The 17,113-nt window shown below is 53.4% G+C and carries 14 protein-coding genes; 6 read left to right on the forward strand and 8 right to left on the reverse strand.

What is annotated here, in order from left to right:
• Window positions 1–143 precede the first annotated feature (143 nt).
• Window positions 144–857, forward strand: coding sequence for a Crp/Fnr family transcriptional regulator (locus V8L70_RS09105; protein WP_101146361.1), 714 nt, complete (start codon window positions 144–146; stop codon window positions 855–857).
• A 300-nt stretch (window positions 858–1,157) separates the two neighbouring features.
• Here V8L70_RS09105 and V8L70_RS09110 read toward each other — a convergent pair whose 3' ends face one another.
• From V8L70_RS09110 to V8L70_RS09140, 7 genes are all read right to left on the reverse strand, one after another.
• On the reverse strand, window positions 1,158–2,063 hold the full coding sequence (locus tag V8L70_RS09110; RefSeq protein WP_008956714.1) for an extracellular catalytic domain type 1 short-chain-length polyhydroxyalkanoate depolymerase: 906 nt from the start codon (window positions 2,061–2,063) through the stop codon (window positions 1,158–1,160).
• Window positions 2,064–3,630: 1,567 nt separating this feature from the next.
• A complete protein-coding gene (locus tag V8L70_RS09115; protein WP_101146362.1) occupies window positions 3,631–4,134 on the reverse strand; it encodes an arsinothricin resistance N-acetyltransferase ArsN1 family B in 504 nt (167 codons plus the stop codon).
• A gap of 108 nt (window positions 4,135–4,242) precedes the next feature.
• The gene (locus tag V8L70_RS09120) at window positions 4,243–4,833 is read right to left on the reverse strand and encodes an O-methyltransferase (protein ID WP_232774818.1); all 591 of its coding nucleotides are present in this window, start codon (window positions 4,831–4,833) and stop codon (window positions 4,243–4,245) included.
• A 53-nt stretch (window positions 4,834–4,886) separates the two neighbouring features.
• Window positions 4,887–5,513 (reverse strand): LysE family translocator, encoded by a 627-nt coding sequence (locus V8L70_RS09125; protein WP_101146363.1) that lies wholly within the window; start codon window positions 5,511–5,513, stop codon window positions 4,887–4,889.
• Between the two features lie 96 nt (window positions 5,514–5,609).
• Window positions 5,610–10,829 (reverse strand): anti-phage protein ProA, encoded by a 5,220-nt coding sequence (gene proA / locus V8L70_RS09130; protein ID WP_101146364.1) that lies wholly within the window; start codon window positions 10,827–10,829, stop codon window positions 5,610–5,612.
• 106 nt (window positions 10,830–10,935) lie between these two features.
• Window positions 10,936–11,448: a GNAT family N-acetyltransferase gene (locus V8L70_RS09135; protein ID WP_198556030.1), complete on the reverse strand. Its 513-nt coding sequence runs from the start codon at window positions 11,446–11,448 to the stop codon at window positions 10,936–10,938.
• A gap of 218 nt (window positions 11,449–11,666) precedes the next feature.
• Window positions 11,667–12,038, reverse strand: a complete 372-nt coding sequence (locus tag V8L70_RS09140; protein ID WP_101146379.1) for a DUF2306 domain-containing protein — start codon at window positions 12,036–12,038, stop codon at window positions 11,667–11,669.
• A gap of 114 nt (window positions 12,039–12,152) precedes the next feature.
• On the opposite strand from V8L70_RS09140, the gene V8L70_RS09145 reads away from it, so the two are divergent.
• Window positions 12,153–12,683 carry a PadR family transcriptional regulator gene (locus V8L70_RS09145; RefSeq protein WP_232774820.1) on the forward strand — a complete coding sequence of 177 codons (531 nt, stop codon included), beginning with the start codon at window positions 12,153–12,155 and terminating at the stop codon, window positions 12,681–12,683.
• A 79-nt stretch (window positions 12,684–12,762) separates the two neighbouring features.
• On the opposite strand, the gene V8L70_RS09150 is transcribed toward V8L70_RS09145, so the two are convergent.
• The gene (locus V8L70_RS09150; RefSeq protein WP_101146367.1) at window positions 12,763–13,515 is read right to left on the reverse strand and encodes a Crp/Fnr family transcriptional regulator; all 753 of its coding nucleotides are present in this window, start codon (window positions 13,513–13,515) and stop codon (window positions 12,763–12,765) included.
• 368 nt (window positions 13,516–13,883) lie between these two features.
• Between V8L70_RS09150 and V8L70_RS09155 the strand changes: the two genes are divergently transcribed.
• From V8L70_RS09155 to V8L70_RS09170, 4 genes are all read left to right on the forward strand, one after another.
• Entirely contained in the window at window positions 13,884–14,639 is a 756-nt protein-coding gene (locus tag V8L70_RS09155; RefSeq protein WP_101146368.1) for a phosphatase PAP2 family protein, read from the forward strand.
• Window positions 14,640–14,860: 221 nt separating this feature from the next.
• On the forward strand, window positions 14,861–15,406 hold the full coding sequence (locus V8L70_RS09160; protein ID WP_008956723.1) for an invasion associated locus B family protein: 546 nt from the start codon (window positions 14,861–14,863) through the stop codon (window positions 15,404–15,406).
• A 77-nt stretch (window positions 15,407–15,483) separates the two neighbouring features.
• Window positions 15,484–15,753, forward strand: coding sequence for a hypothetical protein (locus tag V8L70_RS09165; protein WP_101146369.1), 270 nt, complete (start codon window positions 15,484–15,486; stop codon window positions 15,751–15,753).
• 158 nt (window positions 15,754–15,911) lie between these two features.
• Window positions 15,912–16,919: an AraC family transcriptional regulator gene (locus tag V8L70_RS09170; protein ID WP_157826480.1), complete on the forward strand. Its 1,008-nt coding sequence runs from the start codon at window positions 15,912–15,914 to the stop codon at window positions 16,917–16,919.
• Window positions 16,920–17,113 lie beyond the last annotated feature (194 nt).

Below are 17,113 nucleotides of genomic sequence, written 5' to 3' on the forward strand. Positions count from 1 at the left end.
CGGCGATTCCGGAAAACTGCCCAAAATCGGTCACGATAAAACGGAATGCGCGGTCACCATCATCCAGAACAGACGGTCACGTTCAAACGGAATGGGCGGTCACGATAGGGCGGAATACGCAGTTCTTATGACCGGAGAGGCGCATGTCTTATTTTTTGCACACTCCTAACACCAATCAGCTACTTGCGTCGCTACCAGACGTTGAGCGGTATGCCTTGATGGCTGACTGTGAAACCGTGGAACTTGCCTTTGGCAAAGTGTTATTCCAGCCCGGCGATACGATCACCCACGTTTACTTCCCCATCGATAGTTTTATTTCACTCATTGCAGTCATCAATGGTGGCATCCGGCTTGAAGTCGCGATGGCAGGCCGAGAAGGTATGCTGGGCACCTCGCTGGTGCTAGGTATCAATGAGGCGCCCCTCCTTGCATTGGTTCAGGGCTCGGGGACCGCCTTGCGTATCAGCGCTGCCCGCTTCCAGTGGCTACTTGAGAAGGGCCCTGTGCTGCATCAACGGTTAAATAAGTACCTCTATGTGGTGATGAATCAGCTAGCGAAATCAGTGGCCTGTAACCACTTCCATCAGATTGAAGCCCGGCTCGCCCGCTGGCTGCTGATGACGGAGGATCGCGCTAACTCTGCTCAATTGCAGCTGACCCATGAGTTTCTCGCCATGATGCTCGGTGTCCGGCGTGCCGGGATTACGCTGGCAGCGTCCGCCCTTCAGGCCCGTAGCTTAATTCGTTATCACCGTGGCGCAATCGTCGTGCTTGACCGACCGGGCCTGATTGAGACGGCCTGCGAGTGCTACACCGAAGATTGCGCACTATATGCCAGAGTAATGAAGTCATTGTAAAAGAAAAGAGAAGTAGCGCTCTGACCTCTCTCCCAAGCCCTTTTATCCAGCAACATGAACCGACTACATATTCGTTCAGACGGATGTCTCGGTTGGAAGAGAAAGGACGAATAGTTACGTGTGAGCAAAATGTAGACCTCACACTATAAGTGCTGACAAATGAAAAATGCTCAGATAATGCAGAGCAAGCGCCTTAGACGAAGCTTTACATTATCTGAGCCATTCGAGCAGAGCGTTGTACGTTGGCACTATCTTGAGTGTCTAAGCGATGGTGGAAAGAACCAACCGGCCACCGCTACCTTACGCAGTAAGATCCCAGAAATGCGCTATATGGCGGGTCGAAGAAATACCGACTTCCAGCATATACTTGCCTTCTTCCCCGAGGCCGTCTTCCCCCTCAGCCATGATCGGCGTACCGTGCCCCATCTTGCCGATGATGTATTCCTCGATCACCTCCCGCCTGTCCGCGTTGCACCAGACCTGTCGGGGAAAACCATCTACCTGCTCAACTCGGGTCGGTGGCCCTTCGACCTCGTGAATCTTCTGCCACTGTCGAACGATAGAATCAGCGTTGGCATTGTCTACAGTCGAATCGCTGCCACCATGCCAGACCGAAATTGTTGGCCAAGGGCCGTCAAATGTCGACGCTCCACGCACAAGCGAGTCGAGCTTGCTATCCGAAGGGCCGCCATATCCTTTCATGCGAACCATCGCTTGCATCAGAGTGTCCGCGCTGCGGTAGGGTAGTCCAGCGATGATCGCACCTCCCGCGAATACCTCTGGATAGGTCGCCAGCATCACAGATGCCATTGCCCCACCCGAGGACAACCCCGTGATGTACACACGTGTTGGGTCGATACAGTGATCCTCAACGACCTGATTGATCATATGACGAATAGAGAGTGGTTCGCCTCCGCCACGGCGGGTGTCGCCAGTCTTGAACCAATTGAAGCTGCTAAGAGCGTTATTGGTTTTCCTCTGCTCCGGATACAGAAGCGCTATCCCGCATTCATCGGCGAGAGTTGACCAGCCTGATCCGTGATTATAGCTCTCAGCCGACTGGGTGCTGCCGTGTAGAACGACGACGAGTGGCCCATTCTTCTGAAAATTCTTCGGGATATAGGTGTCTGCATGCAACGACCCAGGGTCAGTTCCGAATTTTTTTAACGCGGTCAGACGATTGTGGGTATCTGAAGATGTCGTCATAAAACCTCCTTTGCCAGTTTAGTTTGGCTCATAATGCTACCCGCAAAGAAAGACCGCTCTGGAAAGCCTTATTCTGGGTAGTTCTTTCTGAATTTTAAGCTGAATCCTTCTCTTCGATTGCAGCTGAATAACAATGTATAGGTATCTATGTGATTGCTAGTATGCCCTCCAAGGGTCCTGCCACTTCAGATCGATCGCTGAAATAGCGCACCTTGATTAGCTTGGATTCAGGGTCTGGATGCCTTCTCTTCACCCTGAGCAGATCTCGGACTCAGCGCCACCGCGAATAACACAAGGCCCACCGTAGCAAGGAAGATTCTCGCACTAAGCGAATCCTGGGCGGTGAAAGCCAAAAGCAAGGCTATCGTTCCAAGCGTTAGCACAAAAATGATTTTCATGACATTTTCCTTACCGCGGATCACTTTAATGCTAAGCCTTCATGCCGTGGAGAATGAGTTGCCCCCTCCCTCATCTCGGTGCTCTTACTCGAACCATTGCTCGTAAATGCCCATCGCAGCACTACAGATATGGTTACTCATCATTAGTAATGAAAGTTGATGGGCCATGCTGTTAGCATCTGCCGGGGCGAGAGTAGAGATTATTCGTCAAAAACAATGTCAGGTGACGATACCTAATGCCAAGGACAACAGCAGGACGAAGAATGGAATACTATTATTACTATGAGAAAGGGGCGCTGAATCCTTACAGCGCATAGCGCAACATCCTTGTTTAGGCATTTCCTTTGCCAAACTCTCTCTTAGGATGACGCCTACAGAAAGCACTCACCGTGCGCTTACGCACATAGCGGCAAAGAATTATCAAAAATCAAGGTCACTTAAATTAACTACTCTGAGAACTCACCCAATGAAAAGGAACTCTTCCATTACTGTGATTTTTTAGTGGTTAATTATTGCTACTAGCCAAAGGCCATTTTTTCAAATTTACAACATGACAAAGTAGCGTAATGTGCCCAATAAAGGGCGAGGCTGTGTGAAAACCCGAAAAACTAGTTGGCGATTACAGAGCTCAGCCGTATTGGCACCATTTACGGCCAGCAAGGCAGATCAAAATATCCTCACTCATTATGCCAACACCTGGAATTAATCGGGTAACGCCTAAGATACACCTACTAAGGAGCCCTACCAGCTTTTACAAGCGCGGCAGAGCCATGATTAAGCCCTTAGTCTCCTAATCGACTTTGAGTTTAGTGAGCTTGTCCAGGCGTGTCTCGTTAGCGAGAAATGCGTCCTCAGCGACTGAAATCTCCTTTGTACCTTGGAATAAAGCAAACTGGTTGGGCAGAAGGCACCTCTGCGTCTTCGAGATATCTGGGCCATCCGTGTACAGCTACAACTTGCAAAAAAGACGAGAGATATTGCCCTCTTCAATTTAATCATCGATAGCAAATTAAGGGCTGCGACCTCGTCAATTGACAAGTACGGGATATAGCCCATGGTACGCGCATATCTCCACGAGCCATGGTGATGCAGCAAAAGACACACCGACCTGTCCCGTTCGAAATTACCGAGCAAACTCGCGTCGCTATCATCGACTGGATACCGCTTGCTCAGCTCCTGACCTTTCCCCCCAAGCTTAACTGCCAGTACCCAACGTCTTGCCACTGATTGAACTTAAACCCAACATTTTCAAAATGTGCCACTTTCTTCATACCCATTTTTTCATGCAGTGCGACACTGGCTGGGTTGGGTAGCGTAATGCCGCCAATCACCGTATTAATCCCGCCTTCTTTGAGCTTAGAAAAGAGTGTTTCATACAACGATGCACCCAAGCCCCTACCCTGCACCTGGTTGGAAAGGTAGACACTGACCTCGGCTGAAAATCGATAGGCGCTCCTCTCTTTCCATTTAGTCGCGTAGGCATAGCCCACCACAGCATAATCTTCCACTGCCACCATCCAGGGTAAACCGGCCATTTGAACATTCTCGATTCTGCGCTCGATATCGGTACCCGATACTGGCGTTTCTTCAAATGAAATAGCGGTATTTTCAATGTAGTAATTATAAATGTGCGCTATGCCTTCCGAATCACCCTTTACAGCATCTCTGATCATGGTTTATTCCACTTATGTTTTGATGATTTACGTTCATTGATAAATAAAAAACAGCCTCCTCTTTAATGACCAGCTAGAGTGCTTTTTAGCTATGATAAGAGTTGCCCGTTAACTACCACACCGCGTCGCCAGAAACTCACCATTACCAACGGGGACGGTGCATGTGGTGAAATTGGGATCTGCCGATACCTGCACCATGAAAGGAGCCATTTCATCTGTATGGGAGGTGGCGTTATCCACCACAAGAAGCCCACCTTTGCGTAAAACTCGCTGGATATTAGGCCACCATTGCACATAATCAGAGCGTTTTGAGTCTAAAAAGACCAGATCGAAACAGGCATCGTCCATGCTTTCAAGAAGACCACCCGCCTCCCCTCGATGCTGAGTGATGACCTTAGAGAGGCCTGAGCGCTCAAAATTCCTCGCGGCCATCGCAAGCTTGAATTCGGAAAGTTCAACGGTGGTAACGTGCCCTCCAATCATCTGTGCCGCCTGGGCCAGCCACAAGGTGGAGTACCCGTTGGAAGTACCAATTTCCAACACTCGTTGCGCGTTGGTTGCCTGAACAAGTACCGATAGAAACTTCCCCGTATCACGGGTGATATTGAGCATTCGTCTTGGGCGTTCAGAAATGGCAGCATCGTTTTGTTGGCCAAATCGCTCAAGTTCCATTAGCAGTTCTTGAAGAGTTTCACTCACAGTTGCCTCCCGCTAGGCACAGCATTTTCATCATCAAATTTACCGCCCTTTGCTTACACAGGCCGCTTGGCAAGCAGCGCCCAGACACCCGCTGAAAAGAGTAACGTTCCGCCAACCAAGTTGAAGCGACGCTGGGCACGACGCGATGCCAGCATCTTGCGCACCGACGTTGCGAATACGGCGTAGAGAATGGCATTAAGCGTTGCCAACGCCACAAACGTGATCGCAAGTATCCACAGTTGTTGCCCAGCATTGGCGTTCGGGCTGACGAATTGCGGCAAAAAGGCGACGAAGAAGATAATGCCCTTCGGGTTAAGCGCAGTAACGAGATAGGTGTTAGTGAAGAGCTTCCAGCGCGAACCTGATACCGCCGGTGTTACCGGCTGCACCGACGATATACCGGCACGCAACAGCTTTATGCCCATATAAAGCAGGTATAAACCGCCGATCCATTTAATCACGGTGAACCAAAAGGCCGAGGTGGCTAACACCGCTCCCAGGCCAAGCAGTGAAAAGAGCAGCGCCGTTGAGTCACCCAACGCCACTGCAACAACTAGGGGAATATTGGCGCGCCTACCTTGAGCAATGGAGTAGCTAACCACGGTCAAAATCGTTGGCCCGGGTATGGCGAGCAACGCCACCGATGCCAGGGCAAAGGCGAACCAGATTTCAATAGACATGGAAAGCTACCTCACAGGTTGTTAATGCTAAGTTAGCATAAGCTCAACAATGATTGGAGTGCTCTGTGAGGTGCTTATTCCGTCAATTTAAAATACTTAGTTTTTTGCTTGCGCTTTTTCCAACTGCTGCGTTAAAGCTGCATCTAACAGCTCTAGCGCCTTAGCGCGATTTGTCCACCAGTCCGTTGACCAGACTCTAAACAGTGACCAGCCCAATCCTTCCAATACGCTCTGGCGTACCTTGTCCCGCTCACGGGCATAGGCTGAGCTGTGGTACATGGCGCCATCACACTCAATGCCTGCCAAATAAACACCGGGTTTGTCCGGGTGAACAATGCCCATATCTATACGGTAGGCAGAAACGCCGATTTGCGGATGGACTATCCAACCTTTCTCTTGCAGGCCTCTGGCAACCGCAATCTCAAACGGCGATTCAAAGTCACCCACGGAGCCATGAACGGCAGCGCCGAGTGCTGAAGCACCCCGTTCGGCATATTCTAAAAAGTGCTTGAGATCTGCCACGGCCCGGGCCGAGGTGCGGGATAGATCGATACGCTCCGGGGTCAGAGTGGAGAACACCACCATTTCTGAGCGGGCGCGAGTCATAGCCACGTTCAATCGACGCTCACCACCGTTACGGTTCAGCGGGCCGAAGTTCATGGTGACGTGACCGGCCTCGTCTGGGCCGTAGGTGATACTAAACAAGATCACGTCCCGCTCGTCGCCCTGTACCGTCTCCAGGTTTTTTACGAAGACCGGCTCCAGCTCGTCGTCGGAGAAGGCCCATTCGATACTTGGGTCTTCCCCGCGGGCTTTATCGAGCAGGTCTTCAATCAAGCTCTGCTGCTCGGTATTGAAGGTCACCACCCCAATGGACTGGCGGCGCACCGCTTCATCTTCCGAGGTTAGCCGCCGCAAAATCTCGGCCACAATGGCTTTAGCTTCCCCTTGGTTATGGCGTGCTTTACCACGGGCATAAAACCCTTGTGGTCGCACCAGCGAAACGCCCTTGTCTGGGTGTACCGGGGCTGGAAAGGTCACCAGAGAGTTGTCGTAGTAACGGCTGTTGGAGAATGCTATCAGGCTTTCGCGGCGGGAGCGGTAATGCAGATTCAATACCCGCTGGGGGATACTGGAGCCCATCAGCTCGTCAAGAATACTCTCAAGATCGCCCTCACCATCAACGTCGCCATCCGGGTCATCATCAGAGCGGCCAAAGAAGTTCGTCGGCGGCATCTGTTTGGGATCGCCCGCCACGATGACCTGTTTGCCACGTGCCAGAGAACCGACCGCATCCCACACGGTAATCTGCGAGGCTTCATCAAAAATCACTACGTCAAACAGCGCCTGCCCTGGGGAGAGGAACTGAGCGATGGAGAGCGGTGACATCATTAAACAGGGGGCCAGGGTGGTAATCGCATCGGGGATGGTTTCCATCATCTCCCGCACCGGCTTATGACGCATTTTTTTCTGCAGTTCGTGGCGCAGTACGCCCCAGGAGGAGCTTTTCTGGATTCCGTCCTGATCAGGAATTTCCCCAGACAAACTCGCCGCGATGTATTGGGCCGTCAGCGCGCTGAAGCGGGTATCCAGCTCGCGGAAATGTTGAATCGTGGCCTGATGCTCAGGCGATGAGAAGGTGCGCAGTACCTCATCTTCGCCAATCACTGCTGACGACCACCAGGCACAGTAGGCCGCTTCGAAAACGTCCTCAACCTCATCCGCTGTTACGCTGCCCTGCTCAATGGCGTCTACCAGCGGGCCAAGCTGGCAATCCAGCGCTTCAGAACGGCGACGCATCCAGGCACACCACTCTTTCAGCGAAATATGGTGGTCGACAATCTGCTGGCAGTGAGCACTTAACGCCTCTAAGGCGGGCACTTGAGTATCCAGACGTCCATCTAGCGTTGAGCCGATCAGCGTTTCAAACTGCATTTTAAGCGCCGTAAATGCCTCAAACGTCGCTTTGAAGTCATTGATCACCCGCCCTACGGGGGCTTCCGGCGCCAGCAGGTCGTTGGCATCATAGAGCAGCGTACGAATCTTACCCCGCAGCATCGCCAGCGACTCCGCGTCATCAGCAAGCTTGCCCACCGCTACACGGGCACGAGAACCCAATAGCTTCAAGGCGGCCATAGCATCGGGGTCAGAGTTATACGCGTCCCAGCCCCGTAGCCCCTTCAATACGCCATCCAGGCGATCAATATGGCCGCCCGTTTCGCGCAGCTGCATCAGTACGGGGATATCGTTGTCTGGGTTTGGAGTACCCTGGGCACCGCCTGCGCGCATCTGCTTGACGACACTGCGCTTGGCGAACCAGCTTTTCGGCCACCAGGTTTCGTTGGCCGCCGCCCAGGTTGGGCCAAGCGCCGCGGCATCCAGCGTTTGCCACGCCAGAGGCGCATAGTTGCAGCTCAATTTTTCCTGGGTAGCGATATAGGTTTTAAGCTGAATGACCGCTTCTTCCAGTGCATCAAGTCGATCAGGCGCATCGGGTTCCAGGGCAAAAGAGGCTTGCTGGCGATAGGCATCCAGCAGCACTTGGCCACACTCCGCCACGGCGGAAAGCTTGGCCAAATTTACCGTACCCAAGCTAATCCCCAGAGCTTTCTCCAGGGCTGCTAAATCCTGGGACATTTTGTCGGCGCTGGCTTGGAGCTGGCGGGCAACAGTGACCACCTCTTCCTGCCACTGAGGCCGCCAGTCATGATGAGTGATGGCACTCAGCGGGTGATCGACAAGATTGCCAACGGCATTCGCCTGCACGCTCAACAACGCCGCCATTTCGCGTAAATGTTCTAGCTGTTTTTCGTCGTGTATCTCGCCGTTGGCCCAGCTTAGCTTTACCTTAGCGGCGAGCGCTGCATCGCGTATTTTGATACCCATCGCGTAGTGCGCCGTCAGCCCATTCCGGTGGCGCTGATGTAAGGCATTCACAACACGATTCAAACGGTCACGCAGGGTTTTCAGGCGCTCGCCCTCCGCCTTCCAGTCGCTTACCGATGTCTGGGAAGCGCTATTCCAGGAAGTACGTAGCTGATCCAGCACATCGGCTTTCTTCGCTTTGTTGGAGTGCAGCTCCAGGCAGAACTGCCCAAGGCCGATTTCCCGCAGGCGACGATGTACCACTTCCAGGGCGGCAGTCTTCTCGGATACGAAAAGTACTTTTTTGCCTTTACCCAGCATATGGGCAATCAGGTTACCGATAGTCTGGCTTTTACCGGTACCCGGCGGCCCGATAATGACAAAATCTTTACCCCGATCGGCGGTGGCAATCGCCGACATTTGGGAAGAATCTGCAGGCAGAGGTGTCAGCAAATCTGCCGGGGTGTATTCCCGGTCAATATCCTTGGCATCTACAAAGCGAATATCGCTTTCGTAGGGCTCACGTGGGGTGTCGAGAAGATGCTTCACCACCGGGCTTTCCTTTAGCGCCTCGGAGCGATCCATCAGGTCTTTCCACATCAGATACTTGGCGAACGAGAAGTGCCCCAACACTACGTCTTCCACTACTTCAAAGCCAGGCACTGCCTTAATGGCTTGGCGTACCCGGTTCCAGATGCCGACCACGTCTACGCCGCTCTCATCCTCGGGTAGAGCACCTGTCAGGCCGTTGATCTCGATAGCAAAATCTTTCTTCAATAGCTCTAGCAGCGTGGTGTTGAAGCGCGGTTCGTCATCATTGGCAACCATTTTCACGCCACTGCGTACCGACTTTCGCTCTAGCGATACCGGTAACAGAATCAGTGGGGCACGGTAACGGCGGCTGCCTTTGTCATTCGGTTTCCACAATAAAAACCCGACCGCCAGAAACAGGGTATTGGAGCCCCCCTCTTTCAGCGACGTTTGCGCTTTGCGGTAGATTTCGACCGAGCGCTTTTCTAGCTCTTCTTGAGTGAGTTCTACCAGCACCTGCTTCTTGGCCAACGCATCGCGGGAATATACTTCCTTCAGATCTTCACCCGTTCGCTGGCGATGAATATCCTCATCCTGATCTTGCGCCTGAAGTCGGGGGAAAGGCGCAATAGAAATACGCGCCCCAGTGGCCAATAAATCTTCCAATGCGCTGGGGTCACCGCATACCAATTGCAGGCTACTTTTACTCGGTTTCTGGTTAAGCAACGGGTTACGCGCAGATAGATCCAGCAGCTTACGTTGCCAGCGCTCCAAACGGCCACCCGGTGAGTCTTCGAACACCTCCTGTTCCATATGCACGGTTGCTGCCGGCAAATCCGGTGCCTCTTCCAAAAGCGGCTCGAAAGTGTCAGCTACATTGCTGGCTGCAAAAACGTTTTCTGACTGAGATTTCAGGCTAATGGGGTTGATGCGATGGGCCCGTGCCCGGCGAATATCCACCGCTGCGATAAACTCGTGATCCTTGTCCAACGACACTTGCTTATTGCCCGCCTCAACCGCTTTGGAAAAAGGCGGCGCAGGATGCTGGGTGGTGTAGGTGGTCTCGATCAGAATGAGTTCTTGCAGTGGAATACGCTGGCGAAGGGTTTCCGCCTCATCGACCACCACACTGGAAAGATCCTCTTTTTCCAACCATAGCCCTACTAGAGCATGCCCTTTGGTAAGCACCACCAGTGGGTTCAACTGGGCCTGCTCCAGCGCTGCTGCGAATAGCAAGGTGGTATCTAGACAGGTCGCCACCCTGGCGCTTTCAATATGATTAGGGAGGCGAACTTTCTGCCCATTGCTCTCGAAGCTGGCGGGCGGCAGCGCGTAGCCTAGCTGCATTTTGACAATGGCGGTGTAAATAGCCGAAGCCATTAGCCATACCTGCTCGCGGCTGTTGGACTCATAGCCATTAATCTGGTCGGGCTTGCCCGCCTTGCGCAGAATCTGACTAGCGTGACCCAACAACCGATCTACCGTCGGGTCGTTGGGCGTACAAAACGCCGCCAACAGCTCCGGCATATAGCCAGCCCCGCCCCACTCATTACAGGCCAACAATTCCACCGGCACTGTATGCTCAGCCAAGGTCTCTTCACCTTGGCGAACGCTAAGCGTCACCGAGCCACGCATGGATTCCGTCAACCCCAACAGGAAACCACCGTCTAACTCAAGATCCCGATCTTTCAAAGCGAGCAACCCACCCGCTGCCAACCGATCCACCGTCCAGGTCTTCTGCTTCACAAACCCAGGAGACGCCGCCAACGTCACGGTAAGATCAGAGAGAGCCTGCTCTTCATTCAGGTTCTCAATCTGCAGCTCCCGCAGTACCGCAAACGCACTTTGATGGCAGGCAAAGTTGATCTTTTCCACTAGCGTTGCGTGGATCTTGATGATGGGTGATTTCTGGTTAGGCATGGGCTCTCTTATTTAAGATTAAAGCCAGTGGTCGCTCAGGCGTGGTCTATTGGGCCAACTACGGGTGCGGTGATGGGTAACCGGCAATAAACCGACTATTACCGATTTAGTGGTCAGCTAGGTCATTAATGGCTAGCCGCTTCCCCATAATACAGAGACTGTACTCCCTACCATCCATCTCGGCTATATCAGGAAGGCGCCCCCACTCATGGTAACCAAGAGCCTTTAGCAGCCGAATACTCGGGGTATTATGCGCAAAGACGTAACCGACCAGAGTACGTAAACCCAGTTTTGGTGCCATATTCTCGGCAGCCAATAAAAGCCTTTTGCCTAGCAGCTTACCCTGATGCTCTGGGGCGATATAGATGCTCAGCTCAGCCGTATGCCGATACGCGGGTCTGCCATAGAAACTCTCAAAACTTACCCATGCAACGACCTCTTCGTCCTGTTCATACACCAGTAGCGGACGGCTCTCAGGTTGATGTTGCCGAAACCACTCAAGGCGCGATTCAACGCTAACCGGCTCCGTATCCGCCGTAGAGGACCTCGTTGGGATAGCTGCATTGTAGATATTCACAATTCTGGGCAGATCTAGCTCTTCCGCATGCCTAAGCTCCATTGAAGCCTCCATAAATGGATACGGGAAACACAGATTCAAGTAACACAGTGCTCGCTTCTATCTAGACATCGGCTGAGAAAGCAGAAGTAAATAAAACTTGATTATAGGTGAGGCACTATCTTTTGAATCGTTAATGCTAAGTTAGCATAAGCTCAACAATGATTGGAGTGCTCTGCTAGAAGCTCAGTGGCTCTATCTATCACGCTTGCTTTTAACCATTACCACAAGCCCAGCTGAACAGCGATCCAGCGTCCTGGTGCCAGGGAACCGACAAAAGCACCGACCAGCCCCAGATAGGCGCCAACCATCCAACCGCGATGCTGCTCTACCCTCCCCTTGAGGATAGCCACCACTGCAACGGCAAGAGCTACTAGTACCCACAACGAAAGTAGATGAATCGGTCCAAAGTGACCTATTAAAGGCAGAACGCCGCCGCCAAACCAGAAGGAGCTCAAGGCAGAGAACGCCATGGCGAGCACCCAGGTGCTGCCCAGTATTCGATGGAGCATAGTGCCCTTTGGCGAAAGCAGCAGAATCGCCCCAAGCCCCAAGGCCAGAAGAGACGCGTAGAGATGCAGGGTAAACGCCATGAAACCTCCGAGAGCCAAGTCAACTGCCCGGCAAATGCAACTTGTTGCATAAGGCTAGCCCCTGCCATTTTATTATGCAACTATGTGCATAACGTTCGAAACACACGGTTACTCATGTCCCTACGCGCCGTTTTATTAATCACTCTTCAGCGTGAGCCCGGCACTGGCTACGATATCCTGCAGCGCTTCAAAGCGGGACTCGCCCATGTTTGGCAGGCCAGCCACCAGCAGCTCTACCGCGAACTTGACCGAATGCGCGGCGATGGCCTATTGGCGTGCGAGACTCTGCCGCAAACCGAACGCCCCGACCGCAAGGTTTACCAACTCACCGAAGCGGGGCGTCAGGCGCTGGACATCTGGCTCGCCGAACCCTTGTCTACCAGCCCTGTGCGCCAGCCATTGTTTGCCAAGTTTTTCGCCTGGGAACGCTGGCCTGAGCAGGCCCGCCGCGAAGAGCTCACTGACTTCCGCAAGCAACTCAAGGAGTGCCTAACGACCTACGCTGCTATCGAACGGGAGTGGTTTAGCAACCCAGAGACGTTGACGCCCGCCCAGCGCGGGCCATGGCACACGCTGCGGCTTGGCCAACGCCTTACCGAAACGTGGGTGGAATGGGTCGAGGAAGTGATGGAGGAAGAGCAATAGCTATTGGTGAAACCAGATCCTCATGGATGCTGGGGGCTTTGGCGGGGGCTGTTATCAGCCAATAGAGACTACCGGGGCTTTATAAGCTAGCTTTTAGAAGTTCAGAAAATGAGGGAGGTAGGAGTTCATCGATATAGCTGTCATTGAATTCGACTAACCGCGCCAACGCTTCGGGGTCGGGTAACTTCACGTGCTGACGGTTTCGGATCACCAACCCCTCCTCACGCAGCATTGAGAAAGTCCGGCTCACGTGAACCGGGCTCATCCCCAGCGCGTCGCTAATCAGTTCCTGAGTGAGCGGCATGAAGAAGCTGTTGTCCTTTACGGCCTCGATCCGCTTGAGTCGCAGATAGATTTCGTAGAGAAAGTGTGCCAGCTGCTCGTGGGCTGAATACTTGCCGAGGTAAATCAGCCGCTCGGAGAGTTGCGCCTGCTGGCGTGTTGCTGTGGCCACGATGCCAGCGGCTAGGTTCGAACGCCCAAAAAGTTCAAAAAGCTGCTGATATGAGAACGGACAGATCACACCTTTATTAATCATTGCCGCACTTGCCAGTCGGCGAGTGAAACCAAAATCGCGAATACCGATGATATCGCCGGGGAGATAGAACTTGAGGACCTGCTTTGAACCATTTTTTAAGTTGCGATAGGAGTATGCCCAGCCCTCCTTGACCACGCAGAACAGATCAGCATCCTCACTCTCCTGCCAGAGCACCTCGCTAGCCGACATGTACCTAGGGCTGAGCTCAAGGCCCAGCAATAGCGCTTTGTCTTCTGGAGACAGCGCGCCTTGAGTACTAAGGCCCCGCATCACTTCTGTATCGATGAGAGACACTCTGTTACCCCTCAGGCAAATGGTTTATTAGCGTTATTCTAAAACATTTGCCTACTTTACCAACCTAACGTAGGTTATGAATTATACGTATTATCAAATGGTTGCATGAATCCTACAGGGATGGTCCGGCTCCAGAATGCCACACGTCAACGTCGTTTCGACAATATTACAGGCAGTGCCATCAGGTCAGCCCCCGCATTGTCGCAAGACCTTCGGCGTCAATGTCTGACTATCTTGCTAAACGGCCCCCTGGTAAAACGTCATCCTGCTTTAGAAGTAAGTGGTTTTCTGCGCTATTGATAACACTGACACCATAAGAGCGTCAGAATAGACGTTGCGAATCACTTATCAAAGCAAAGGAGTTGCAAATGAAGCGCCATGAAAAAATTAGACAAGCTGGGCACCATAGCGTCTCCTTGCTGGCTCGGCTCGGCCGCTACGAACTAGCGATGCTGCTATGCGTCGCGGTACTTTCCGGCGGGGTTTGGGGGTTCGTCGCGCTGGCCGACGAAGTCACTGAGGGGGACACCCAGAGCGTCGATGAGAGCCTGCTACTCGCCCTTCGCAACCCCGCCGATCTTAGCGACCCAATCGGGCCAGGCTGGGTCGAGGAAATGGGGCGGGACTTTACCGCGCTTGGCGGTGTTGGCGTACTGGTACTTATCACTCTGGGCGCCCTGGGCTACCTGTTACTCGCCAGACGTTATCGCGCGGCCCTCTTTGCCGCGATCGCAGTGCCGGGCGGCATACTCCTTAGCACCGTAATGAAGATGGGTTTTGATCGCCCTCGTCCGGATCTCGTGCCTCATGAAGCCATGGTCTACACCGCAAGCTTTCCCAGCGGCCACTCAATGATGTCTGCCGTGACCTACCTCACCCTGGCCGCGCTACTCACCCGCGTGCAGCCCGCGCTGAGGCTGAAGGCATACCTTTTGATTCTGGCGATATTACTGACCCTGCTGGTAGGCATAAGCCGCATCTATCTCGGAGTGCATTGGCCGACTGATGTGCTTGCCGGCTGGACGGCTGGGGCGAGCTGGGCAGCGATGTGCTGGATCGTGATGCGCTGGATGCAGCGACGTGGGCAGGTAGAGACAGAAGTTAGTGGGTCGGACACTGAATAACGTGGCTCAAGTAGCGCTGGGCAACACCAATGAGTATTGTCCAGTGGCGTGGGAAAAACTTATAGTCGCCATGAAGCCGATTAAGAATAGAAGACTGGGTGGAGAGAAAGGTAAACCGCCCAGGCATGCTCTTGTGAGTCAAGGGGCTCGACCTCAAGCGAACAAGCAGGCATGGTGAGTATTATTACCCACCATCAGCAAACCAATAGGAGGTTACGCCAATGCCGCACAATCTGACTCAAAACCTGACTCAAAACTTATGCAAGATAGGGCTATTATCGCTCTTAGCTTTGTCTCCCAACGCCTTCAGCCAACAACAGCCGGGAGCGGCTGCCGGTAATGATGTCACCACCGAGTCGTTCCAGGATTGGGAAGTCCGCTGCCAGCGTAATGCCGAGGGCCCGACTCCGTGTGCGATGGCGCAATTGGTTACGCAACCTGACAGCGACCAGCCCTTGATGCAGGTAATTCTCGACTACCCGCCTCAGATCGATGACCCGGTGATGAGCTTCTTCGTGCCGCTGGGGGTACGTCTGGCAGCAGGCTTGCAATTGAGTGTGGATAACGGTGAGCCAATCCAGTTCCCCTATCAGGTCTGCCAAGAGCAAGGCTGCCGTGCTGACGTCCCCATTGAACCAGCGATGTTGCAGCAACTCCGCAGTGGCAGCACAGCAACCCTCAGCATGATTGATCCACGCGGTGAACGCCTGGATCTGGATATTTCGCTGACCGGCTTTACCGACGCCAGTACCCGCATCGCTCGTTGATCTTAGGGCCCTCCCCGACAAAGCCGGCCCACAAGGGCCGGCAATTCTACCCCGCCGATGTCATCCTAGGCCGATATGTGGTCCTAGATGCAGATGGAAAACCCGAGCTGATCGAAGAAAGCCGTCCGCTAGACCTCCCCTTGTATCGCTTCCCTGTTTTCGGCCTACTCAGCATTGGTATTGGTGCCGTCGCGCTCGGCGTGCCCGACATGCAATGGGCACACAGGGTGAAGGCAACGATGACAGAAACCATTAATGACCCACGCCTACCCGACCCAGCTCGCTGCACGTTGATCAAGGTACTCGCTGATCAAGCAGGATTGACCGACCCGATTCTCGGCCTATAGTTTTTAAGGGCTGAACGAAAGGAAACGCAGGAGCCAAACTCACTGGTGTAAATGTGCTGATGAGCGATGGCAAGCCTTTCAGAGGCTGCGTGGTTAGTTCTACTGCGCCGTCATTAAGAAGAACCTACAACTTTGTGATTCTTACGAGGATGCACGTCATGTCCGGCCGAACTCAAACCAATCGGCTCCACCAGCAGGTGGCTCCAGGGGCAGGCGCCCTTGCCGAGTCACTTAACTTGCAAGACGCGCCAATCCTGCAAACGAGTGCCACTTGCAAATCTGGGCTGGCATTTATAGAAACTACATGCAGTGAAGATACCCCCTTGATAATGCAACCGTTTTACGACGATGCATTTCTTATCTCACTCCAACTCCAAGCCTGGGATTTCGACTTGTACGCTGATGGCCGTTTGATCCGCCCGCAGGGAATCGTCGCTGGAGCGACCCTCATTGCTGACTTTCGATACAGCCCTGCCTATGAGCGTCGCGAGCCATTCCACGCGGTGGACCTGTATATCCCGCATAAATCTCTCAACGCACTTACCGAAGATGCCAACGCCCCCGCTATCGACGAACTACACCATGTACCCGGTAATGCCTTGCAAGACCATGTTACCCGTCACCTCCTGCTTGCGATGCGTCCCGCACTGTCCGGGCAAAGCCCGACTAGCGAGCTCTTTGTCGATTATGTCGCCAGGGCACTTGCCACACATGTCGCACATACGTATGGCGGGATGGGCGTGAGACTGGAGGCGAAGACAGCCAGGCTGGCACGCTGGCAAGAACAATGCGCCAAGGAGCTGATCGCGGCTAACCTCTCAGGCAATATCACGCTCACGGACCTGGCAAAGGCCTGCGGTTTGTCGATTCGACACTTCACACGCGCATTCCGCGGATCGACGGGTATGTCTCCGCATACGTGGCTGCTTCAGAGGCGAGTCGACAAGGCTAAACAGCAGCTTGCATGCTCCCGCCGGTTATTAGCCGAGATAGCCCTGGACTGCGGGTTTGCGGATCAAAGCCATATGACCCGAGTATTCCACCGTGTCATCGGCATGACGCCCGGCACATGGCGCCGTCTGAATCAACGCTGCACTGTCGAAATAACAAGTCCCATACTTTCAAATAGCGACCCATCTTTACAAGATATGCGGTCTGCAATCTAGCAATGATTCTTCTTGGACTTTATTACAACTAACGAATCTACCACTGCCGGTGGGCGACTTCCGGACGGGTGCGTCTTCTTCGTCTGACGCTAGGGACCTGCCTGATGCACGAGGACTGCCCGAATTGCGGGGCACCACTGCGCTGATCAAAGCCGGTGGCAAACGCGGAGTTGCAGTAGCACATTCAACCTAAG

This window comes from Vreelandella arctica (assembly GCF_037070215.1).
Taxonomy (GTDB): domain Bacteria; phylum Pseudomonadota; class Gammaproteobacteria; order Pseudomonadales; family Halomonadaceae; genus Vreelandella; species Vreelandella arctica.